The 18533-nt window shown below is 62.8% G+C and carries 22 protein-coding genes and 2 tRNA genes; 17 read left to right on the top strand and 7 right to left on the bottom strand.

The annotated features are described in order from the left end of the window. Nucleotides 1-7: 7 nt before the first annotated feature. A complete protein-coding gene (locus G9C82_RS10285) occupies nt 8-1306 on the bottom strand; it encodes an ABC transporter substrate-binding protein (RefSeq protein WP_127014042.1) in 1299 nt (432 codons plus the stop codon). A gap of 140 nt (nt 1307-1446) precedes the next feature. On the opposite strand from G9C82_RS10285, the gene G9C82_RS10280 reads away from it, so the two are divergent. Next, nucleotides 1447-2418 carry a proline racemase family protein gene (locus G9C82_RS10280; RefSeq protein WP_127014041.1) on the top strand — a complete coding sequence of 324 codons (972 nt, stop codon included), beginning with the start codon at nt 1447-1449 and terminating at the stop codon, nt 2416-2418. A 72-nt stretch (nt 2419-2490) separates the two neighbouring features. Beyond that, nucleotides 2491-3327: a proline dehydrogenase family protein gene (locus tag G9C82_RS10275; protein ID WP_004959207.1), complete on the top strand. Its 837-nt coding sequence runs from the start codon at nt 2491-2493 to the stop codon at nt 3325-3327. A 1-nt stretch (nt 3328) separates the two neighbouring features. On the opposite strand, the gene G9C82_RS10270 is transcribed toward G9C82_RS10275, so the two are convergent. Continuing rightward, complete coding sequence (locus G9C82_RS10270) at nt 3329-4045, bottom strand: helix-turn-helix domain-containing protein (protein ID WP_004959217.1); 717 nt, start codon at nt 4043-4045, stop codon at nt 3329-3331. A 188-nt stretch (nt 4046-4233) separates the two neighbouring features. Here G9C82_RS10270 and G9C82_RS10265 point away from each other — a divergent pair, with 188 nt between their 5' ends. From G9C82_RS10265 to G9C82_RS10240, 7 genes are all read left to right on the top strand, one after another. Beyond that, the gene (locus tag G9C82_RS10265; protein ID WP_127014040.1) at nt 4234-5757 is read left to right on the top strand and encodes an aldehyde dehydrogenase family protein; all 1524 of its coding nucleotides are present in this window, start codon (nt 4234-4236) and stop codon (nt 5755-5757) included. Continuing rightward, nucleotides 5750-5878 carry a hypothetical protein gene (locus tag G9C82_RS20905; protein WP_007189436.1) on the top strand — a complete coding sequence of 43 codons (129 nt, stop codon included), beginning with the start codon at nt 5750-5752 and terminating at the stop codon, nt 5876-5878. Before G9C82_RS10265 ends, G9C82_RS20905 begins: the two co-directional genes overlap by 8 nt. Before the next feature lie 122 nt (nt 5879-6000). Continuing rightward, nucleotides 6001-6288, top strand: coding sequence for a translation initiation factor eIF-1A (gene eif1A / locus G9C82_RS10260; protein ID WP_004516096.1), 288 nt, complete (start codon nt 6001-6003; stop codon nt 6286-6288). A gap of 41 nt (nt 6289-6329) precedes the next feature. Then, complete coding sequence (gene rio1, locus G9C82_RS10255) at nt 6330-7265, top strand: serine/threonine-protein kinase Rio1 (RefSeq protein ID WP_004959225.1); 936 nt, start codon at nt 6330-6332, stop codon at nt 7263-7265. Nucleotides 7266-7541: 276 nt separating this feature from the next. Next, nucleotides 7542-8591 carry a nitrogen regulation protein NR(II) gene (locus tag G9C82_RS10250; protein ID WP_127014039.1) on the top strand — a complete coding sequence of 350 codons (1050 nt, stop codon included), beginning with the start codon at nt 7542-7544 and terminating at the stop codon, nt 8589-8591. A gap of 95 nt (nt 8592-8686) precedes the next feature. Beyond that, on the top strand, nt 8687-9235 hold the full coding sequence (locus tag G9C82_RS10245; protein ID WP_004590591.1) for a KH domain-containing protein: 549 nt from the start codon (nt 8687-8689) through the stop codon (nt 9233-9235). A gap of 126 nt (nt 9236-9361) precedes the next feature. Further along, on the top strand, nt 9362-9802 hold the full coding sequence (locus tag G9C82_RS10240) for an acyl-CoA thioesterase (RefSeq protein WP_127014038.1): 441 nt from the start codon (nt 9362-9364) through the stop codon (nt 9800-9802). Between the two features lie 72 nt (nt 9803-9874). On the opposite strand, the gene G9C82_RS10235 is transcribed toward G9C82_RS10240, so the two are convergent. The 4 genes from G9C82_RS10235 to G9C82_RS10220 all read right to left on the bottom strand — a co-directional run bounded on the left by G9C82_RS10235 (nt 9875) and on the right by G9C82_RS10220 (nt 11805). Further along, complete coding sequence (locus tag G9C82_RS10235; RefSeq protein WP_004959237.1) at nt 9875-10138, bottom strand: hypothetical protein; 264 nt, start codon at nt 10136-10138, stop codon at nt 9875-9877. Further along, on the bottom strand, nt 10131-10370 hold the full coding sequence (locus G9C82_RS10230) for a hypothetical protein (RefSeq protein ID WP_127014037.1): 240 nt from the start codon (nt 10368-10370) through the stop codon (nt 10131-10133). The genes G9C82_RS10235 and G9C82_RS10230 overlap by 8 nt, the downstream gene beginning before the upstream one ends. 639 nt (nt 10371-11009) lie before the next feature. Continuing rightward, nucleotides 11010-11081, bottom strand: a tRNA-Thr gene (locus G9C82_RS10225). Nucleotides 11082-11148: 67 nt separating this feature from the next. Continuing rightward, a complete protein-coding gene (locus G9C82_RS10220; protein WP_007189438.1) occupies nt 11149-11805 on the bottom strand; it encodes a hypothetical protein in 657 nt (218 codons plus the stop codon). A gap of 60 nt (nt 11806-11865) precedes the next feature. On the opposite strand from G9C82_RS10220, the gene G9C82_RS10215 reads away from it, so the two are divergent. Both G9C82_RS10215 and G9C82_RS10210 read left to right on the top strand, forming a co-directional pair. Continuing rightward, nucleotides 11866-12540, top strand: a complete 675-nt coding sequence (locus tag G9C82_RS10215; RefSeq protein ID WP_004959376.1) for an enoyl-CoA hydratase/isomerase family protein — start codon at nt 11866-11868, stop codon at nt 12538-12540. 38 nt (nt 12541-12578) lie between these two features. Continuing rightward, nucleotides 12579-13355 carry a DUF3105 domain-containing protein gene (locus tag G9C82_RS10210; protein WP_127014036.1) on the top strand — a complete coding sequence of 259 codons (777 nt, stop codon included), beginning with the start codon at nt 12579-12581 and terminating at the stop codon, nt 13353-13355. A 20-nt stretch (nt 13356-13375) separates the two neighbouring features. Here G9C82_RS10210 and G9C82_RS10205 read toward each other — a convergent pair whose 3' ends face one another. Next, nucleotides 13376-14209 (bottom strand): NAD+ synthase, encoded by an 834-nt coding sequence (locus tag G9C82_RS10205; protein WP_011224256.1) that lies wholly within the window; start codon nt 14207-14209, stop codon nt 13376-13378. 206 nt (nt 14210-14415) lie between these two features. On the opposite strand from G9C82_RS10205, the gene G9C82_RS10200 reads away from it, so the two are divergent. From G9C82_RS10200 to G9C82_RS10175, 6 genes are all read left to right on the top strand, one after another. Then, nucleotides 14416-14486, top strand: a tRNA-Gly gene (locus G9C82_RS10200). Nucleotides 14487-14702: 216 nt separating this feature from the next. Beyond that, complete coding sequence (locus tag G9C82_RS10195; RefSeq protein WP_121302272.1) at nt 14703-15710, top strand: AAA family ATPase; 1008 nt, start codon at nt 14703-14705, stop codon at nt 15708-15710. A gap of 184 nt (nt 15711-15894) precedes the next feature. Next, nucleotides 15895-16203: a 30S ribosomal protein S24e gene (locus G9C82_RS10190; protein ID WP_004516108.1), complete on the top strand. Its 309-nt coding sequence runs from the start codon at nt 15895-15897 to the stop codon at nt 16201-16203. Continuing rightward, nucleotides 16204-16338 (top strand): 30S ribosomal protein S27ae, encoded by a 135-nt coding sequence (locus tag G9C82_RS10185; RefSeq protein ID WP_004590578.1) that lies wholly within the window; start codon nt 16204-16206, stop codon nt 16336-16338. It begins immediately after the preceding gene. A gap of 9 nt (nt 16339-16347) precedes the next feature. Beyond that, a complete protein-coding gene (locus tag G9C82_RS10180; protein ID WP_127014035.1) occupies nt 16348-18009 on the top strand; it encodes a bifunctional N(6)-L-threonylcarbamoyladenine synthase/serine/threonine protein kinase in 1662 nt (553 codons plus the stop codon). Between the two features lie 203 nt (nt 18010-18212). Continuing rightward, nucleotides 18213-18488 (top strand): DUF5808 domain-containing protein, encoded by a 276-nt coding sequence (locus G9C82_RS10175; RefSeq protein WP_004959391.1) that lies wholly within the window; start codon nt 18213-18215, stop codon nt 18486-18488. Nucleotides 18489-18533 lie beyond the last annotated feature (45 nt).

Below are 18533 nucleotides of genomic sequence, written 5' to 3'. Positions count from 1 at the left end.
GGCCGCCTTAGCCCTCGATGAAGCCGCTGGATTCGTACGCGTGGTCCACGACTTCGAACACCTGCAGCAACCCGACGGGATCACCGTTCTCGTCGAGGTCGATGGGGCCGCTCACGCCGGTGTAATCCACGTCCGACGGTGAGCCACCGTTCGCCAGAATCTCGTGTGCGTCCTCGTATGAGGTCGCCTCCTCACCCTCGGGACGGGTCACGTCCCGGACGACTTCCATGAGCGCCGCGCCCGTGAACTCGTCGGCGGCTTCGATAGCGAGCGCGCTGACGACCACCGCGTCGTAGGCGTAGGCCGACCACGACGTGGGTTCTTCGCCGAAGCGCTCTTCGAACTCCGAGACGAACGCCTGGTAGTTCTCGGCGTCCTGCGGGACGCTCGGAACCACGGCCTTCATTCCGTCGAGGCTACCTTCGGGAGCGGATTCGAGGACTTTCGGGCCCTTGACGCTGTCGCCGCCGTACCAGGCGGCCTGGTCGGTGACGCCTAGGTCGAACGCTTCCTGGGACATCGTCGCGAACTCCGGCTGGTAGGTGATGAACACCCACGCGTCAGCGTCGGTGTCAGACATCGAGGAGATTGTACTGCTGTAAGAAGACTGACCCTGGTCGTGGGGTTCGTTGTAGACGATTTCTCCGTCGTAGGCCTCGATAAAGGCCTCACCGACGGACTGCCCGTAATCGTTGTTGATCCAGGCCAGGGCAGCGGACTCATTACCATCCTCGTTGAGGAGCGATGAAATCGCTTCCGCCTGAGCCTTGCCGGCCGGCGGCATCCGGAGCAGGTCCGGGAAGTTCGTCAGGTTCGGGCTGGTGCTGTTCTGACTGATCTGGACGACGTCCGTGTTCTGGACGACGCTCTCGTGGATAGCCGTGCTGACGCCGCTCCCGACAGTACCGATGAGCAGCGGAACTTCTTCCTGATTGACGAGTGTCTGGGCTGCACTGACTCCACCCTGGCTCGTACTCTGGTCGTCCTGCTGTGAGATCGCCAGTTCGCCGCCACTAACACCGACGGAGTTGATATCGTCAAGCGCGATTTCCTTGCCGCGCTGGTTCCGCTGACCGAACGCCGACAGTGAACCGGAAAGGCTGTCAACCATCCCGATGGTGTAGGTTTCGGAGCCTGAGTCCGTCGAGGAATCCGTCGATTCGCCGTCGCCGCCGTCGCCACCGTCGCCCCCATCACCTTCGTCGGGAGCACCACCGGAACAGCCGGCAAGGCCGACAAGTCCGGCACTGGCAGCAGCTTTGATTACGCTTCGCCTGTCAATCGAACGCGTGTCATGTTCGTTCATGGTATACTGATATCCTTTTTCGCAAGTCCCTGTATAACCGTGTCCCCGTCCATGGTAGGCACCATGTTCTGGACAGCATACGAGAAGCCGTGAATTAATACTTCTGGAACGCGTTTGCCGCATAGAGTATCGCTACGGCTATGGAACGAACGGAGTTCATCACAGTAGATACGCACACGGGCGGAGAACCGACACGCATCGTACTCGACGGTATCGAGGCCGACACGCTTGCCGGAGAGACTGTCCGAGAGAGGCGTGACCGGTTCGAAGCCACGGCTGACGGCGTCCGGAAACTCCTCATGCAGGAGCCCCGCGGACACGCGGACATGTTCGGCGCGGTCCCGGTCCCGACTGACCGGGCCGACCTCGGGGTTTTCTTCATGGACACTGACGGCTATCTGGACATGTGTGGCCACGGCCTCATCGGGGTCGTCACCGCACTCATCGAGCGGGGCGAGCTTCCCGAAGCGCCAGAGTTGACCGTCGAAACCCCCGCCGGGCTCGTCGACGTGACGGTCGAGATAGCTGACGGCGTCGTCCGTCGCGTTGCGTTCGAAAACGTCGACAGTTACGTCTGTGAGACGGTTACCGTCGAACAGGATGGCGTCCCGGTCGAGGCTCGTATCGTCTATTCCGGGAACTACTTCGCCGTGGTCGACGCTGACAGCCTCGGGGTCGTGCTCAACAGCGAGGACGCCACGCAGTGTATCGACCCCGCACTGGAACTCCGCCGAGCAGTCAACGACGCCGCACCCAAGGACCCAGTCACCGGAACGCGGGCAACCGTCTCAGCGGTCGAACTCACCGCTAGCGACGACAGCGACCGGAGCTGTGTGGTGTTCGCCGACGGCTCCGTCGACCGCTCCCCCTGTGGAACAGGCACGTGTGCGCGGTTGACGCTCCATCATGTCGACGGCGACCTCGCCGTCGGCGAGCGTGTCGAAGTTACCGGTCCAGTTGGGTCGACGTTCGAGGGGTATATTACCGACACCAGCGTCGACAGCGGTGTCACCGTGACCAGTCCAGTCGTTTCGGGCACAGCGCATATTACGGGCGAGCACACGTTTTATCAGAACGACGACGATACGCTCGGCAGTTTCACTCTCGCTTGATTTCAGGCTTCAGGTGTGTGATTTTTTTGGTAGGGGGTGCGTTTAGGCTGATATAGTGGCGTAGTTTCGATAATGATTCCGCCGATAGCGAACAACTTCGTCGCCGGGGAGACAGCGCCGGGGGCGCTCGACCACGTCGCTTCGCTCAATGACGACGATGTCAAGGGCATCCTGAATCTGTTAGGCGAACACTACGACGAGCGCCAGCCAGCCGACGAGGACGCAGACCAGTACGTCGAGTTGATACAGGAAATCGACAAGAGCGGCCTCGACTGCGCTGTCTCGGTCAAGCCATCACAGATCGGTCTCGATGTTGGGGACGACGTGTTCGTCGAGAATCTCGAACGTATCGTCGCGGCGGGTGACGACCACGGTGTCTTCGTCTGGGTCGATATGGAGGACTACACCACGACCGACGTAACCCTCGACGCGTACGAACGGCTCGTCACAGAACACGAGGGCGGCGTCGGCGTCTGTACGCAGGCGAACCTCAAGCGGACGCCCGAGGACCTCGAGCGGCTTGCACCCCTTCCCGGGAAGGTCCGGCTAGTCAAGGGAGCCTACTCCGAGCCCGAAGAGGTCTCCTACAAGAAGAAAGAGCGCGTCAACGAAGCCTATCGGGACTGTCTCGAACTGATGTTCGAGGAGTTTGAGGGCGGCATCGGCGTCGGTAGCCACGACCCGGCGATGATAGACTACGCGAAAGACCTCCACGACGAGTACGGCACCGACTACGAGGTGCAGATGCTGATGGGCGTCCGCGACGACGAACAACGCGACCTCGCCGCCGAGGGCATCCCGATGTGGCAGTACATCCCCTACGGCGACAAGTGGTTCTCCTACTTCTATCGGCGCGTCCGCGAGCGCAAGGAAAACGCGCTGTTCGCCGTCCGAGCCGTGCTGAGCTAAACTACTGGTCCGGGTCGAGCAGTTTTGCTTCTGCTTTCCGAAGGTGTTCGAGCAGCGTTGTCTTCGAAACGCCGAGTTTCGACGCGAGTTCGCGCGTCGAGATACCCCGTGGCCACGCGTAGTAGTCCTCCTGTCGGGCAAGTTCGAACGCCTCGCGCTGGCTGTCCGAAAGCCGGTCCATCCGGCGAAGCTGCTTCGGATTGCCGCCGCCAGCGGACGTGATTCGTGTGACCTCGATATCGGCCGATTGCTCCTCGCGGATCTCGTCGAGGAGTGACTCCGCTTCGTCGCGGGAGTCCGGGAAAAACACCGGCCAGTGCTCGCGACCATGCCGGACCCGAACCGGGTCGTTGTGGATGAACCCGCGCGAGAGCAGGCTATCGCTGATGGTGTTGTCCGGGTTGTACTCGACGAACAACTCGCGAGTCGTGTTCCCCGGCGACGAGCCCGTTCCAGTCGCGCCGTGACGCTCGCGCAACTCCAGCACAGAGTCAGTCAGTGATGAGTCACGAGTCGCGTCGATGAGCGCCTCAACGTCGCTAATACTGTCGGCGTACGCGGTGAACAGACCCTTCACGCTACCGTTCTGTGTGTTGTACACGCCGTGGGCCAGCAGACCCGCCGCCGTCTTGTCGGTGACTTCGAGCGTCCAGCAGTCAGGATGCCAGATGCTCAGGGTGAGTTGGAGTCCCCCGTGTTGTGATTGTGCGTTACTCATACTGAGCGCCCTCCGTATGAAGGGGTGCTAAGGATAGTCACGATATGGACGCAAATAAAGGTGCGGTTGATAAGGGGAACACCGACCATGGGAGATAATGCCGGATTGTAGAGGATATATCAGGTTATTGCCGACCCCTGACCATGGACGGTGGAACATATTGGTGGGGGACGCGTACAGTACCTATCATGAGTACAGACGACTCACGTCGACACTACATCGACGGTGAATGGACGACAGGCACCGGCGACGAAACGTTCACAAGTCAGAACCCGGCCACCGGCGAGGCCCTCGCCTCGTTCCACCGCGGAACGGAGGACGATGTCGACCGCGCGCTGGCTGCGGCAGAGGACGCCTACGACGAGTGGCGCTCGCTCTCGCACATCGACCGCGCGGAATACCTCTGGGACATCTACCACGAGCTGCGTGACCGCCACGAAGAACTCGGCGAAATCGTCACCATGGAGTGTGGCAAGGAGATCAGCGAAGGGCTGGCCGACGTCACCGAGTCCTGGCACATGGTCGAGTGGGCCGCCGGCAACGCCCGCCACCCCCACGGCGACGTGGTACCGTCGGAGATCGCCAGCAAGGACGCCTACATGCGGCGCAAGCCGAAGGGCGTCGTCGGCTGTATCACCCCGTGGAACTTCCCGGTCGCTATCCCGTTCTGGCACCTCGCAGTGACGCTGGTCGAGGGCAACACCGTCGTCTGGAAGCCCGCCGAACAGACCCCGTGGTGTGCCCACATCATCGCCGAGATGTTCGAGGACTCGGGCATCCCGGACGGCGTGTTCAACCTCGTGCAGGGCTATGGCGACGCCGGCAACGCCATCGTCGAGGACGACCGCGTCGAGACGGTCCTCTTTACCGGGAGCGCCGAAGTCGGCCACAAGATCGCCTCCAAGGTCGGTGGCGAGCCCGGCAAGATCGCCGCCTGCGAGATGGGTGGGAAGAACGCCGTCGTCGTTACGGATGAAGCTGACCTCGACGTCGCCGTCCACTCGGCCGTGATGTCGAGCTTCAAGACGACTGGCCAGCGCTGTGTCTCCTCGGAGCGCCTCATCGTCCACGAAGACCTCTACGACGAATTCAAGGAACGGTTCGTCGACATCGCCGAGGACATTGCCGTCGGCGACCCACTGGAGGAAGACACGTTCATGGGGCCGCTCATCGAGGAGGATCAGGTCGAGAAGTTCAAGCGCTACAACGAACTCGCCCGCGAGGAGGGCGCGAACGTGCTCGTCGACCGCGCCGACCTCGGTGCCGAGGAGATTCCCGATGGCCACGAGGAGGGTCACTGGGTCGGCCCGTTCGTCTACGAAGTCGACTACGACGAGGACCTGCGTTGCATCAACGAGGAAGTGTTCGGTCCCCACGTCGCACTGCTTGAGTACTCGGGTGACTTCGACGAGGCGCTGGAGATGCACAACAGCGTCGACTACGGCCTCGCCGGCGCCATCATCTCCGAGGACTACCGCCAGATCAACCAGTTCCGTGACGAGGCTGAAATCGGTCTCGCCTACGGGAACCTTCCGTGTATCGGCGCGGAGGTCCACCTGCCCTTCGGCGGCGTCAAGAAGTCCGGGAACGGCCTCCCGAGTGGCCGCGAGGTCATCGAGGCCGTCACCGAGCGCACCGCCTGGACGCTGAACAACTCCAAGGACATCGAGATGGCACAGGGTCTGTCAGCCGATATCATCACCGATGAGTAAGTCCGTCCAGTCGCCGGAGGTCGGGTCCGTCTGTCCGCGCTGTCGCGGCGAGACGACGACAGCGAAAGGCATCGAGACGTGCACCGACTGCTCGTGGGTCGGTTGCCTCGGCGCTGACTGACGCGACGACCACGCTTTTTTGTACGGCCCCAGCGTCTGTCCCACACCGTGACGGGGGCCATGGACCGGGTTCACGGTCCAACTTTTCCAAACCTTAAACCTCTCCCCGTCGAAGTACCGTCTATGAGCGACAACGACAGCAGGAAGAACCTGCGGATGCCGGAAGAGGACGAGGTGTTCGCCGTCGTCATGGACATGCTTGGCGCGAACCGCGTCAAGGTACGCTGTATGGACGGCGTCGAGCGCACAGCCCGGATTCCGGGCAAGATGCAAAAGCGGATCTGGATACGCGAAGACGACGTGGTCCTCGTCGAACCATGGGACTGGCAAGACGAGAAAGCCGACATCACGTGGCGCTATGAGAAACAGGACGCCGACCAACTGCGCGAGGAGGGCCACATTCAGGAGTAGCCTGATATGTATCTGGCCGCGCGCTCGACGGAGGCACAAGCGTGACAGAGGGGCAGTTCGGCCTGCTCGATACGGACGACGTCGACTCACCGGGTGACGAATGGGAAGAGGTCGACGTTTCCGACACGGAAGCCGACCGTATCGCCCGCAAACGGGACCGCGAGTTCAGCGAGTTCCGCAAGCGCATCAAGGACGCAGACCAGTTCAAGGTCGAGGCCAGCGTCTTCGACGATGCCACCTACGGCGCGCTGTACAAGCTCGTGCAGGACGGCCACATCGACGCCTTCGGCGGGCCGATTTCGACAGGCAAGGAGGCAAACGTCTACACGGCGCTGTCGGGCGAGACGGAGGTCGCAGTCAAAGTATACCGCATCAACGCATCCGATTTCAAGGATATGCGGAGCTATCTCGACGGCGACCCCCGCTTCGAGGGCATCGGCTCGGACAAAAAGAAGGTCGTCACCGCGTGGGTCCGCAAAGAGTCGTCGAACCTCAAGCGCGCCCGCCGGGCCGGCGTCCGGACGCCGGAACCCATCGCCGTCGAGCGGAACGTTCTCGTGATGGAGTATCTCGGGACCGAGGAGGGCCGTAGCAAACGTCTCAGCGAGGTTCACATCGAGAACCCCGAGACGGCCTACGAGGTTGTCAAGGAGTACACCCGCCGGCTGTACGACGCCGGCCTCGTCCACGGCGACCTCTCTGAGTACAACATCGTCTTCCACGAAGGGCAGCTGTATATCATCGACCTCGGGCAAGCGGTGACCATCCACCATCCCAACGCCGACGACTTTCTGGAACGGGACTGCCGCAACGTCGCGAACTTCTTCGCCAGACAGGGCGTCGACGCCACGCCGGAGGAACTGCTCGCGTACGTCCGAGAGTACGCGACGCCGAAAGACAAGGCCGACACCGCGCCGGGCAGCGACGACGACGCCGTCCCGCAGGGAACACCAGCCGACCGCCGCGACGACGAGTAGTCACCAGCTTTCTGTTCGCACGGAGCGGTTTCGGCAGGTGAGAACGTATTGCCGTAGCGATAAGTGAATTGCTATCAGTACCAGTCATTCCGACGCTTTCTGGAGATGAAATCGCAGTACTGCGCGGTTTTCACCCATTTCCTCACAACTTATTTTGATTGTGAAAACCACAGTATGTAAGGTGTTAGATGTTGTATATCTCAGCATGGGTGACCTGTCACAGTGCTTCTCATGCCGGGTGAGTCGCCACTGGTTTGGCCCGAGTAGGTGCGACTGATGGACACCGACCCAGCAGACAGCAGTTCGGACCAACAGACAGCGGACAGCGACGACTCGGTCTCTGAACGCCTCATTGAGGGGCTGTCCTCGCATGCAGTGTTCATGCTCGACACAGATGGCACCATCACGACGTGGCCTGAGCCGGCAGCGTCACTGTACGGCTACGACCGGGACGCGACAGTCGGCCAGCACGTTGACATGCTGTTTGCCGACCCCGAGGAGATGGAGACAACCGTTGAATCGCTGTTGATCGAGGTGGCGAGCGGCCCCGTCGAGACACAGCACTGGCACCGGCGGGCTGATGGGTCCGTGTTCTGGGCCACCCTCTCGCTCTCGCAACTCGAGGACGGAGAGCTGACAGGGTTCGTCGCAGTCAGCCAGGACACGACAGAGAAACACCAGTACGACAAGATGCTCGAACGCCAGAACGACCGGCTCAAGGAGTTCACCGACATCCTCGCCCACGACCTGAAGAGCCCGCTCAGCGTCATATCCTCGCGGGTGCATCTGGCCCGCGAGACGGGTGACGAGGAACATCTTGATGCCCTCGAAGAAACGAGCGACAGGATGGCCCGTCTCGTCGAGGACCTGCTCCGTGTCGCAAGGCAGGGAAACGTCGTCACCAACCCGGAGGCAACGAACGTTCAGGCCGTTGTTAACACCGCCTGGGAGGGACACGGCGAAACCACCGACCGAGCCACGCTCCACTACGAGGACATCGGCTCGGTGAGCGCAGACGCCGACCGCCTCATCGAACTGTTCGAGAACCTCTTTCAGAACAGCATTCGACACGGCGACGGGGCCGTTATCGTCCGCGTCGGCCCACTTGACAACGGCTTCTACGTCGAAGACGACGGCCCGGGAATCCCAGACGAAATCAAGGACAACGTGTTCGACCACGGCTTCACCACTGCCGAGGATGGCAGTGGCTACGGGCTCTCGATTGTCCGGACCATCGCGGGCGCACACGGCTGGGACATCCTCGTCACCGACAGCAACACGGGCGGCGCGCGGTTCGAAATCACCGGCGTCGAGTTTCTGGACTGAAGCGGGTTCTGCCGGCGGACGGCCGCCCGGCACTTGTCAGTCACGCGACTGCCGAAGTTTTAAACAGGCAGAACCTCCTACGGGGTAGTATACTTATGCAACACGTGAAGATTCCGCAGGACCGTATCGGTGTGCTGATCGGCGAGGGAGGTGAGACCATGCGCGAGATCGAGGAGCGCGCAGAGGTCCGGCTGGATATCGATTCCGAGGACGGCACGGTGAAAGTCGAGTCCGTCGGCGACCCCGTGACGGCGCTGAAAGGCCCCGACATCGTGAAGGCCATCGGCCGCGGGTTCGCACCCGACGACGCGCTGGCGCTGCTTGAGGACGATATGATGATGTTCGAACTTATCGACATCGAGGCCGCCTCCCGCAACAAGAACGACTTCCGCCGCCAGAAGGGCCGTCTCATCGGTGAGGGTGGCCGGACGCGGGAACTCATGCAGGAACTCTCCGGCGCGGCCGTGGTCATCTACGGCTCGACGCTGGGCATCATCGGCGGTCCGGAGCAGGTCGACGCCGTCCGGGAGGCTGCCGAGATGATTCTCGACGGCGCGCCACATGGCTCCGTCTACTCGTTCCTCGAACGCAAACACAACGAGATGAAACACAAAGGTCTCGAATACCACCAGTTCACCGGGTAACGCCGGCAGTTCGACTGCGTGACTGGCGATTGCGCGCCATGGAGCAGTATACGCGCGCACGGTCGCTATCAGGTCCCATCAGGGGCGCACCACAGCGTTTTGCCGGAACAGACCCTACAGGCAGGTATGCCGACCATCGCCGAGACGCACATCATCAACCGCGAGCGCGTCCAGCCCACTCACGCGAACAACTACCAGAGCGCCCACGGCGGCATCGTCATGAAGTGGATGGACGAAATCGGCGCGATGTCGGCCATGCGGGCCGCCAGAGAGAGCTGCGTGACCGCACAGATGTCCCGCGTCGATTTTGAGCGCCCGATTCCCATCGGCGACACCGCTCTCATCGACTCCTACGCCTACGCCACGGGCCGAACCAGCGTCCGGGTCCGCATCGAGGTCGCACGCGAGGAGCCACACACGGGCGAAACAGAGGAGACGACCAGCGCGTACGCCACCTTCGTCGCAGTCGACGACGGGAAACCAACGCCGGTCCCTGAGCTAACTGCCGAAAGCGAGGAGTGCAAACGGTTGCGCGAAACGGCACTTGCAGAAGAGCCGGAGCGGTAGCACCCGGAAATCGATAGCAAAACATCGTCGCTTGGCCACTAACTACGGTTTTCTGCAGTCAAGTAGCGACTGCTACGGGGTTTCAAAGTAATCGAGCATATCCAGCACCGCGCCCATGATGAAGCTGATGACACTGATGACCAGAACAAGCCCGGTGAGAAGCGTCGAAATCGGTGGGTTCAGCAGAAACTGGAAGCCAGCGATAAATACGCAGGTGACCATCCCGACGACCAAGAGAAACGAGCCTGCGCTTGGGTCCTCACCGGTGAGAAATTCGAGGCCATTGAGGAAGCCCGACGTCTGTGGCTGTTGTTCCTCAACGACGTCTTCACTCATTGTCGGCCTCAGACTGTGCCGTCGCTGCCTTCTGAATAATCTGTACGAGATGCGATACCCAGAGTCCGCCGGTAAATCCGAACAGAGCGGAGACGACGACAGCTTTGGTGAGGGTGCCAAGCGGAGAGGCCGCCGCTATCAGACAGAGCCCTCCGAAGAGGAGCATCATGCCGTACTGGATTCGTGTGTCGAGGTCAATGCGTGCGATGGTCTGTGTGAAGGTTGAGCTCATGTGGTGGTGGCTGGTCGGGCCGTGCTTACGCGTCGTTTGCTACACTGCTGTGAATCGGCGGCAACCCCTGCTCAGTTAGCGTCCGCTTGGAGCAGCCGTTTGATTTCGCGGTGCGAAGTGAGGGAGGCCGAAGACGGTTGTCGGCCAGAAACCGAGGAGCTGGCCCGACTGTCTGTCGCCGCGGACAGCGTAGAAATACAGCGCCAGCGCAACGGACGCCGGAGCGGCGGTCGCTTTCCGATTGCGACGCCGCGTCTCCCTTTCCCTGCGTGGTACTCACATGCAACGTTAGGCCTACTCCGGTATATCCCTTTGCAAGGGGTCAGCAGAACTGACGGCCTCAAAACCTCATAGGAGACCGATATTCGGGATTATAGCTGCCACTGGCACACTATCCACTTACGAACCGCCAGAAGCCTGCGCAATTGGTTCCTCGTAAAAAGCCTCAGCGGGACACACACGGCGAGGTTGCGCAGAGATGGACCTCCGCGAAGCTCGTTCGTTGCAGAAAGCATGGGCCGGTTGAACCAGAGGAAGACTCTCAGTGGTCGTCTTCCAGGGATTCAAATCCCGCTCCCGTGTCACACGCTCACGGGAGTCGCGCGGAGATGGAACTCTGCGCAGATAGTTCGCGTGAGAAGCCTAGGCCGGAATTTGAATCCGGGGTCTCGTCCTTACCAAGGACGCGCTTTACCGCTAAGCTACCCAGGCACGCAACAGTGTGTATCCGGCAATTGTCTAAAGTCGTTTCGATTCGAGACCGGTGTGTCGATTAGTATCAGTGGTCGGCGGCGGCCTCGGTTCCGTCCCCGGATGGCTGTTCGGCTCCTGCGCGGGCTCGGAGCGCGTCGGCGACTTCCTCACCGAGCAACTCGGCGTTCGGCGGGAGGCCGTCAGTGGCCAGTTCAGTCGCGTACTCGCGGAGTGTCGGGGTGGGGCGGATGCCAGCGGCGGTGACGCCGGCAACCACGGCGAGTTCCAGAATGTCTGTTTCAAGCGCAGTGTCGAGGCTTTCGTCGTCGGTCGTCTGACGGACGGTCTGGTCGTGGCCGAACGAACGGACGACAGAGACGGCAGCATCGGCGGCTTCGGTTCTGGCGAGCAGGTAGAAGCCACGCGAGACGAGGATGTCCGCGATGAGAATATCCAAGTCGGCCGTATCGCGGTTGCCGTTGACCCAGGGGTCGTCGTGGGCCAGTTGGCGAGTGAGCGAGAGCCCCTCGTAGATAAGCTGGACGCCGGCGGCTCTGTCGGCGACGCCGTCAGCCAGGTCAACCGGTGGGTCGCTGGTTGCGCCCGCGCTAACGAGCGTCAGGACGCCGGGCGCCAGCGACGCGTCGTCAAGGCGAGCGTCGATCCGCTCGTGAAGCCGGTCAGGCTCGACATCGTCGACTGCCGCCAACGCCGCTCGGCGAACTGCCGCCACTTCCTCCATTATGAGGGTCTAGCGACGGGAAGGGCAAAGACCTTTGGAAACCGCAGAGTCACAGCAGCCATGGTACAGACCACGAACGGCGATGGTATCCGGACCCTGACGCTTGACCGGCCCGACCAGCGCAATGCGCTCACCAGTGCGGCGCTACGTGACCTCGAAGCAGCCGTCGAGTCAGCGACCGAACCAGTGCTGTATCTCCATGGCGCTGGCGAGGCGTTCTGTGCCGGCGCGGATCTAGACGAGGTCAAGGCCCTCGATGCAGAGAGCGCCGAAGCGTTCGCGGCGCTGGGCCAGCGCGTCGCTCACGCACTGGAATCCTACGATGGGGCTGTTGTTGCCGGTATCGACGGCGCAGCACGGGGCGGCGGCGTCGAACTGGCGCTGGCCTGTGATATCCGTGTGGCAACGCCCGACGCGACGCTGGCGGAAACAGGGGTCAAACTCGGCCTGTTCGGCGCGTGGGGCGGGACGGCGCGGCTCCCCGACATCGTCGGCACCGGCGACGCGCTCGACATCGCACTCTCCGGCCGAACGCTTGACGCCGAGACGGCGCTGCAGATGGGGCTGGTCTCACGGGTGACTGCGGAGCCTCGGGCTGTCGCTGAAGAGATAGCAGCCGTCGACGCGGACGCGCTTCGAGTGCTGAAAGCACGGATGCGAGACGATGCAGACAGGGAAACACAGGAGCGCCGCGAGCAGCAGGCCTTCGCCGACCTCAACGCGAAGACCGAGTAGGAAAGGGTACAAGACGACGCCTCGCATACGGACCGCCAATGGTCGACTGTGAGTACTGCGGGGAATCGTTCGACGGCGACGACGCCTACCTTGACCATCTCGCCGACGCCCACGACGGCGAACTGGGCGCGATTGATCGACGGCGCGTCGAAGAGCATACCAGTGGCGAAGAGGGGAACGCCCTCCCGGTCGGGCCGATTGTTATCGGCGTCGTCGTCGTGCTCGCTATTGGGCTCACAGTGTACGTGACTCAGTTGAGCGGTGGCGACGGCGGCAGCGGAAGTGACGCGGACCTGGTCGGGACGACAGGTGCACAGCCGCTCTCCGCGGTCGAGGCCACCGGGGTCGAAGCGTCGTCACTGGACGACACCGGCGACAGTGACCGACTGTCCAGTGTGGAACAGTTCCCGGACCGGGGGAACAACCATGTCGAAGAAGGCAGTGCTATCGACTACCAGCGAGTCCCGCCACTCTCCGGGACACACTATGCGTCAACGGTGAGTGCAGGCTTCTACGAAGCGACGCCGCTGCTCGGTTCACTCGTCCATACGCTGGAACACGGCGCGGTCATCGTCTACTACGACCCCGACGAGAGTTCCCCCGAAGCCAGACAGAGCCTCCGGGAGTTTTCCAGTGTTCATACCGGCACCTGGCGGAGCGTCGTCGCCGTTCCGAACCCCAACGACGACCCGCGGGCGACCTATGTTGTGACGGCGTGGCGGCACGAGCTAACGATGGACAGCTACGACGCCGAAACGGTCCACGCGTTCCTCTCGGAGTATCTGGGTCGCGGCCCGGAGAACCCGGTTCGATAGCGACTGAAACGAAAACAGACTCAGTACAGCGGGTCCGGACCCGGCGGCATCGCTCGCTTGTGGGCGCTCGATTCGTACATCTCACGGACAGTCTCAACGACATCGAGCGGGACGCCGAGCTGGTCGGCTGTCCCGGCTGCCGGAACACCGCCGTCGATGTGCAGGGCAAGAATGGAGTCGAGCGTGTCGTAGTCCATCCCCATCTCGTCGGCGTCGGTCTGGCCGGCCCACATCTCGGCGCTGGCGGTCTTTTCGGCGAGGTCGTCGGGGACGCCGACGTGTTTCGCCAGCTGTCGGACCTGTTGCTTGTACAGCGCCGCGATGGGGTGGCAGTCGACCGCACCGTCACCGTATTTCGTGTAGTAGCCGACCAGTGCCTCACTGCGGTTTCCGGTCCCAAGGACCAGCGCCTGTTCGTGGTTGCCGACGAGATAGTTTAGCACCGCCCGACAGCGAACACGGAGATTGCCGACGGCGAGCTGGTCGCCCTCGGCGTCGGGGTATGCATCGAGGAACGTGTCGACCAGCGGATTGATCTCGATAACGTCGTACTCGATGCCGAGCAGGTCGTTAGCCACCCGCTCGGCGTCGCTCATGTTGTCAGCCCGGTTGACCTCGCTGGGCATTACGAGCCCGTGAACGGCGTCACGGCCAAGCGCTTCGACGGCCAGATGCGAGACGAGCGTGCTGTCGATGCCGCCCGAGAGCCCCATCACCACGGTGTCGACACCGGCGGCGTCGACCTGTGCCTCGATGAACGAGGTGATATGGTCGCGGTGCGCCTCCAACTCAGCCTCGGAGAACGTCAGGTTCAGCGGCTCATCGGCACGGACAATGGATTCGGCCGTTGCCATGTCTTCTAGTTGGACGGACGGAACTAATACCCATCTATCGACCTGATATTTTCGGACACGCGTCCAGTCAAAACGCTACGTTCAAGTGCAGTCGCTGTTGACAGTTCGGTACGGGGTTCGCAGGTCCGACCGACCTGCAGTCTACCACAGCGCGCCGGTGGTGAACGGTTCCGCAGGAACCGCGAGCCTCGGCGCGACTGCAACGAGCGCCGGTGGTCCAGTGGTAGGACATTGCCTTCCCAAGGCAATAGCCCGGGTTCAATTCCCGGCCGGCGCATTTTGCTGCGAGTAATTCGCGATCAGTAAATGCAGTAGCCGGGAATTGCACCCTATCAGTCGCAGCCCGGAAAGCGAACGCAATGAGCGACCCGGAAGGTCTGAGTCTGGTTCAATTCCCGGCCGGCGCACTCCCTTCTGTCGTTTACCGCTATGAGCGACACAACCCGCGGACCGCGGGATACTTGTCGGGGCCGGGCATACCCAGAGCCAACAGATGGACGCGCCGCTGTGGACGGAGACACACGCCCCGGAGTTGTCGGATATCCGCCAGCCGAAGGCCCGCGAGCACCTGCAAGGAGCCATCGAGGAGCCGATGAATCTTCTGGTCCACGGGCCGAAGGGAAGCGGGAAGACGGCCGCTGTCCGGGCCTTTGCCCGGGAGGTCCACGAGAATCCCGACGCGGACTTTACCGAACTCAACATGGCCGACGTGTTCGGCATGACAAAAAAAGAGGTCTCGAACGACCCGCGGTTCGCGTCGTTCATCGACAGCAAACGACGGCGCGAGTCCTCGAAGGCCGACCTCATCAACCACGTGCTCAAGGAGTCCGCCAGCTACTCGCCGGTGTCGGGCAGCTACAAGACCATTCTGCTGGACAACGCCGAGGGGATGCGCGAAGACTTCCAGCAGGCGCTACGTCGGGTGATGGAGCAGTACTACGAAGCGACGCAGTTCGTCATCGCGACGCGTCAGCCCTCGGCTGTTATCCCGCCGATTCGCTCGCGATGTTTTCCGGTCGTGATGCGCGAGCCGACCCACGAGGAAACGGCGTCGGTACTGGAGGATATCGTCACCGCAGAGGGCGTCGACCACGACGACGACGGCATCGAGTACGTCGCCGGGTACGCAGAAGGGGACCTCCGGACGGCAGTGCTGGCCGCCCAGACGACCGCCGAAGCCGAGGGCGAGGTGACGATGGACGCCGCGTTCGAGACGCTGAACGCCGTCGAAGCCGACGACCAGGTCGAGCAGATGGTCGACGCGGCCGAAGACGGGCGTTTTACCGACGCCCGGTCGACACTCGATGACCTGCTCGTCGACGAGGGGTACGGCGCGTCCGATATCCTCGATGACGTGCTAGAAGTGGCCCGGTCGCGCTACTCCGGAGACCGACTGGCCGAGATTCACACGATGGCCGGCGAGACGGATATGGCGCTCGTCGACGCGGCGAACGAGCGAATCCATCTCTCGCACCTCCTCGCACAGCTGGGCGAGCGGTAAGGGACGGCGTCCAGCCGCTATCGCTCTGGAAGTGCTGTACCGGACACAGCTAGCCGCTGCAGCACGTTCCGTCTCATCACCGAACCGCGGGACAGCGCGGTGACACGGAATCGCGGACGGAGACGGCGTCAACCGCTTCGAAATCCTTTTACGCGCTTCGGCGGGTAGATACGGACAACGAACCATGGATATCGACATCATCGAAGAAGACGAGAATCCCATGTTGCACCGCACGGACGTCCGGTTCGAGGTCGTCCACGACGAAGCCACCCCATCCCGTCTCTCTGTCCGCGACTCTCTTGCGGCCACGCTGAACAAGGACGCCGAGGAAGTCGTCATCCACAAGCTTGACACCAAGTTCGGCATGCGGAAGACGGTCGGCTACGCGAAGGTCTACGACAACCCCGAGTACGCCCGTGACGTCGAGCAGGACCACATGCTCGAACGCAACAAGATCGTTGCCGACGGCGAAGAGGAAGCGGAGGAAGCATAGATGCCACACAACGAGTACTACAGCGACGACGGCGAACTCGACCGCGAGACCTGCCCCCGGTGCGGTGACACCGTCCTCGCCGAGCACGAGGACCGCCAGCACTGCGGTAAGTGCGGCTACACCGAGTGGAAGTAAGGCCGCCCGATGCGTATTCTGGGTATCGAAGGTACCGCCTGGGCAGCCAGTGCTTCGGTGTTTGAGACGCCGGACCCGGCGCAGGTAACCGACGACGACCATGTTTTCATCGAAACTGACGCCTACGCGCCAGACAGCGGCGGCATCCACCCGCGCGAGGCCGCCGAGCATATGGGCGAAGCCATCCCGACCGTCGTCGAGACGGCTATCGAACACGCACACGAGCGAGCGGCCGCTGGCGGTGCGAACGATGCCGACAAAAGTGGCTCGCCGATCGACGCCGTCGCCTTCGCCCGCGGTCCGGGGCTGGGACCCTGCCTGCGAATCGTCGCCACAGCCGCCCGGGCGGTCGCCCAGCGGTTCGACGTGCCGCTGGTCGGCGTGAACCACATGGTCGCCCACCTCGAAGTGGGCCGTCACCGCTCGGGCTTCGATTCGCCGGTGTGCCTGAACGCCTCCGGCGCGAACGCCCACATTCTGGGCTACCGGAACGGCCGGTACCGCGTGCTGGGCGAGACGATGGACACCGGCGTCGGCAACGCCATCGACAAGTTCACGCGCCACATCGGCTGGTCCCATCCCGGCGGGCCGAAGGTCGAACAGCACGCCCGGGACGGCGAGTACCACGAGCTGCCCTACGTCGTCAAGGGGATGGACTTCTCCTTCTCGGGTATCATGAGCGCCGCCAAGCAGGCTGTTGACGACGGCGTCCCAGTGGACGATGTCTGTCGCGGGATGGAGGAAACCATCTTCGCGATGCTGACGGAAGTCTCCGAGCGGGCGCTGTCGCTGACCGGGGCCGACGAACTGGTGCTTGGCGGTGGCGTCGGCCAGAACGACCGCCTCCAGCGGATGCTCGGTGAGATGTGTGAGCAACGCGAGGCAGAATTCTACGCTCCGGAAAACCGCTTCCTGCGGGACAACGCCGGGATGATAGCGATGCTCGGCGCGAAGATGTACGCGGCCGGCGACACCATCGCCATCGAGGACTCCCGCATCGATTCGAACTTCCGGCCCGACGAGGTGGCCGTCACCTGGCGGGGACCCGAGGAGTCGGTGGACAGCTACCGGACGAGAGACGACGAAGTTCAGGGCGCAGAGGCGACCGTCCACTTTGATGGGGACCGGGTGATCAAGGAGCGCGTGCCGCGGAGCTACCGCCACCCGACGCTGGACGAGCGTCTCAGGACTGAGCGGACCCGGCAGGAAGCCCGGCTCACCAGCGAGGCGCGCCGCAACGGCGTCCCGACGCCGCTGGTCCGAGATGTCGACCCACAGGAGTCGCGCATTGTCTTCCAGCGCGTGGGCGACACAGACCTCCGCGAGGGGCTGTCCGAGGGGCGGGTCGCGGACGTTGGCCGCTGGCTCGCTCGCATCCACGACGCCGGCTTCGTGCACGGCGACCCGACGACCCGGAACGTCCGGGTGGGTGGCCGTGACGAGCAGGCGGACCGGACCACCCTCATCGACTTCGGACTCGGCTACTACACGCAGGAGGCCGAGGACCACGCGATGGACCTTCACGTCCTCGCCCAGTCGCTCGCCGGGACCGCGGACGACCCCGAGACGCTGCTGTCGGCCGCCGAGGACGCCTACCGGACCGAGAGCGACCACGCCGACGCGGTGTTCGCTAGCCTCGACGACATCGAGGGCCGGGGTCGGTATCAGTAGGAAATATACAGTCGCGGTCGGTGGAAGCAAGCATACCGCGGCCGAAGGCCGCGGTTTCACGCGAATCGCGGAGCGATTCGCGCCTTTTTCGCCCACGTTTTTGCAAGCGGGGGTGCCCGCAGGCCGCCCCGCGGCCGAGGACACCCCTCGCAGGAAAAAGGTGGTGGACAAATGGTTTAACCTCGGCCCGAATAGAACGCAGTATGGCAGAAAAACCCCAGTCGGGAACGTTGTTCGGCGTGCCGTACAACTTTGAACGACCGAGTCTTAAGCGGTTGGTGTCGTCCTATTGGAAGCCAGGTGATGATATGCTGGTGGAGAAGCCGTTCGGGATCGGTTACACCCTGAATCTGGCGAACTGGCGCTCGTGGGTCGTGCTGGCGGTCGCCGGCGTGATGCTGTATCTCGAACGCGGCGGCAGCAGCGAGGAGTTCGAGTCCGAGAGTGAGGACGAACCGGTCGAAGTCGTCGTCGACTGAGACGGGGTGTAGCGAGGGACCGGTACGTGCCTGGCACGGCCGGAA

Source organism: Haloarcula sp. R1-2, assembly GCF_011627385.1.
Taxonomy (GTDB): Archaea; Halobacteriota; Halobacteria; order Halobacteriales; family Haloarculaceae; genus Haloarcula; species Haloarcula marismortui.
The sequence above is the reverse complement of the archived record's forward strand: the minus strand, read 5'-3'. Positions and strand labels throughout refer to the sequence as shown.

What these genes read in the sequence shown, in the direction of transcription:
- G9C82_RS10285 (WP_127014042.1), bottom strand. Translation starts at nt 1,306, where the DNA reads ATGAACGAACATGACACGCGTTCGATTGACAGGCGAAGCGTAATCAAA.
- G9C82_RS10280 (WP_127014041.1), top strand. Translation starts at nt 1,447, where the DNA reads ATGGAACGAACGGAGTTCATCACAGTAGATACGCACACGGGCGGAGAA.
- G9C82_RS10275 (WP_004959207.1), top strand. Translation starts at nt 2,491, where the DNA reads ATGATTCCGCCGATAGCGAACAACTTCGTCGCCGGGGAGACAGCGCCG.
- G9C82_RS10270 (WP_004959217.1), bottom strand. Translation starts at nt 4,045, where the DNA reads ATGAGTAACGCACAATCACAACACGGGGGACTCCAACTCACCCTGAGC.
- G9C82_RS10265 (WP_127014040.1), top strand. Translation starts at nt 4,234, where the DNA reads ATGAGTACAGACGACTCACGTCGACACTACATCGACGGTGAATGGACG.
- G9C82_RS20905 (WP_007189436.1), top strand. Translation starts at nt 5,750, where the DNA reads ATGAGTAAGTCCGTCCAGTCGCCGGAGGTCGGGTCCGTCTGTCCGCGC.
- eif1A (WP_004516096.1), top strand. Translation starts at nt 6,001, where the DNA reads ATGAGCGACAACGACAGCAGGAAGAACCTGCGGATGCCGGAAGAGGAC.
- G9C82_RS10250 (WP_127014039.1), top strand. Translation starts at nt 7,542, where the DNA reads ATGGACACCGACCCAGCAGACAGCAGTTCGGACCAACAGACAGCGGAC.
- G9C82_RS10245 (WP_004590591.1), top strand. Translation starts at nt 8,687, where the DNA reads ATGCAACACGTGAAGATTCCGCAGGACCGTATCGGTGTGCTGATCGGC.
- G9C82_RS10240 (WP_127014038.1), top strand. Translation starts at nt 9,362, where the DNA reads ATGCCGACCATCGCCGAGACGCACATCATCAACCGCGAGCGCGTCCAG.
- G9C82_RS10235 (WP_004959237.1), bottom strand. Translation starts at nt 10,138, where the DNA reads ATGAGTGAAGACGTCGTTGAGGAACAACAGCCACAGACGTCGGGCTTC.
- G9C82_RS10230 (WP_127014037.1), bottom strand. Translation starts at nt 10,370, where the DNA reads ATGAGCTCAACCTTCACACAGACCATCGCACGCATTGACCTCGACACA.
- G9C82_RS10220 (WP_007189438.1), bottom strand. Translation starts at nt 11,805, where the DNA reads ATGGAGGAAGTGGCGGCAGTTCGCCGAGCGGCGTTGGCGGCAGTCGAC.
- G9C82_RS10215 (WP_004959376.1), top strand. Translation starts at nt 11,866, where the DNA reads ATGGTACAGACCACGAACGGCGATGGTATCCGGACCCTGACGCTTGAC.
- G9C82_RS10210 (WP_127014036.1), top strand. Translation starts at nt 12,579, where the DNA reads ATGGTCGACTGTGAGTACTGCGGGGAATCGTTCGACGGCGACGACGCC.
- G9C82_RS10205 (WP_011224256.1), bottom strand. Translation starts at nt 14,209, where the DNA reads ATGGCAACGGCCGAATCCATTGTCCGTGCCGATGAGCCGCTGAACCTG.
- G9C82_RS10195 (WP_121302272.1), top strand. Translation starts at nt 14,703, where the DNA reads ATGGACGCGCCGCTGTGGACGGAGACACACGCCCCGGAGTTGTCGGAT.
- G9C82_RS10190 (WP_004516108.1), top strand. Translation starts at nt 15,895, where the DNA reads ATGGATATCGACATCATCGAAGAAGACGAGAATCCCATGTTGCACCGC.
- G9C82_RS10185 (WP_004590578.1), top strand. Translation starts at nt 16,204, where the DNA reads ATGCCACACAACGAGTACTACAGCGACGACGGCGAACTCGACCGCGAG.
- G9C82_RS10180 (WP_127014035.1), top strand. Translation starts at nt 16,348, where the DNA reads ATGCGTATTCTGGGTATCGAAGGTACCGCCTGGGCAGCCAGTGCTTCG.
- G9C82_RS10175 (WP_004959391.1), top strand. Translation starts at nt 18,213, where the DNA reads ATGGCAGAAAAACCCCAGTCGGGAACGTTGTTCGGCGTGCCGTACAAC.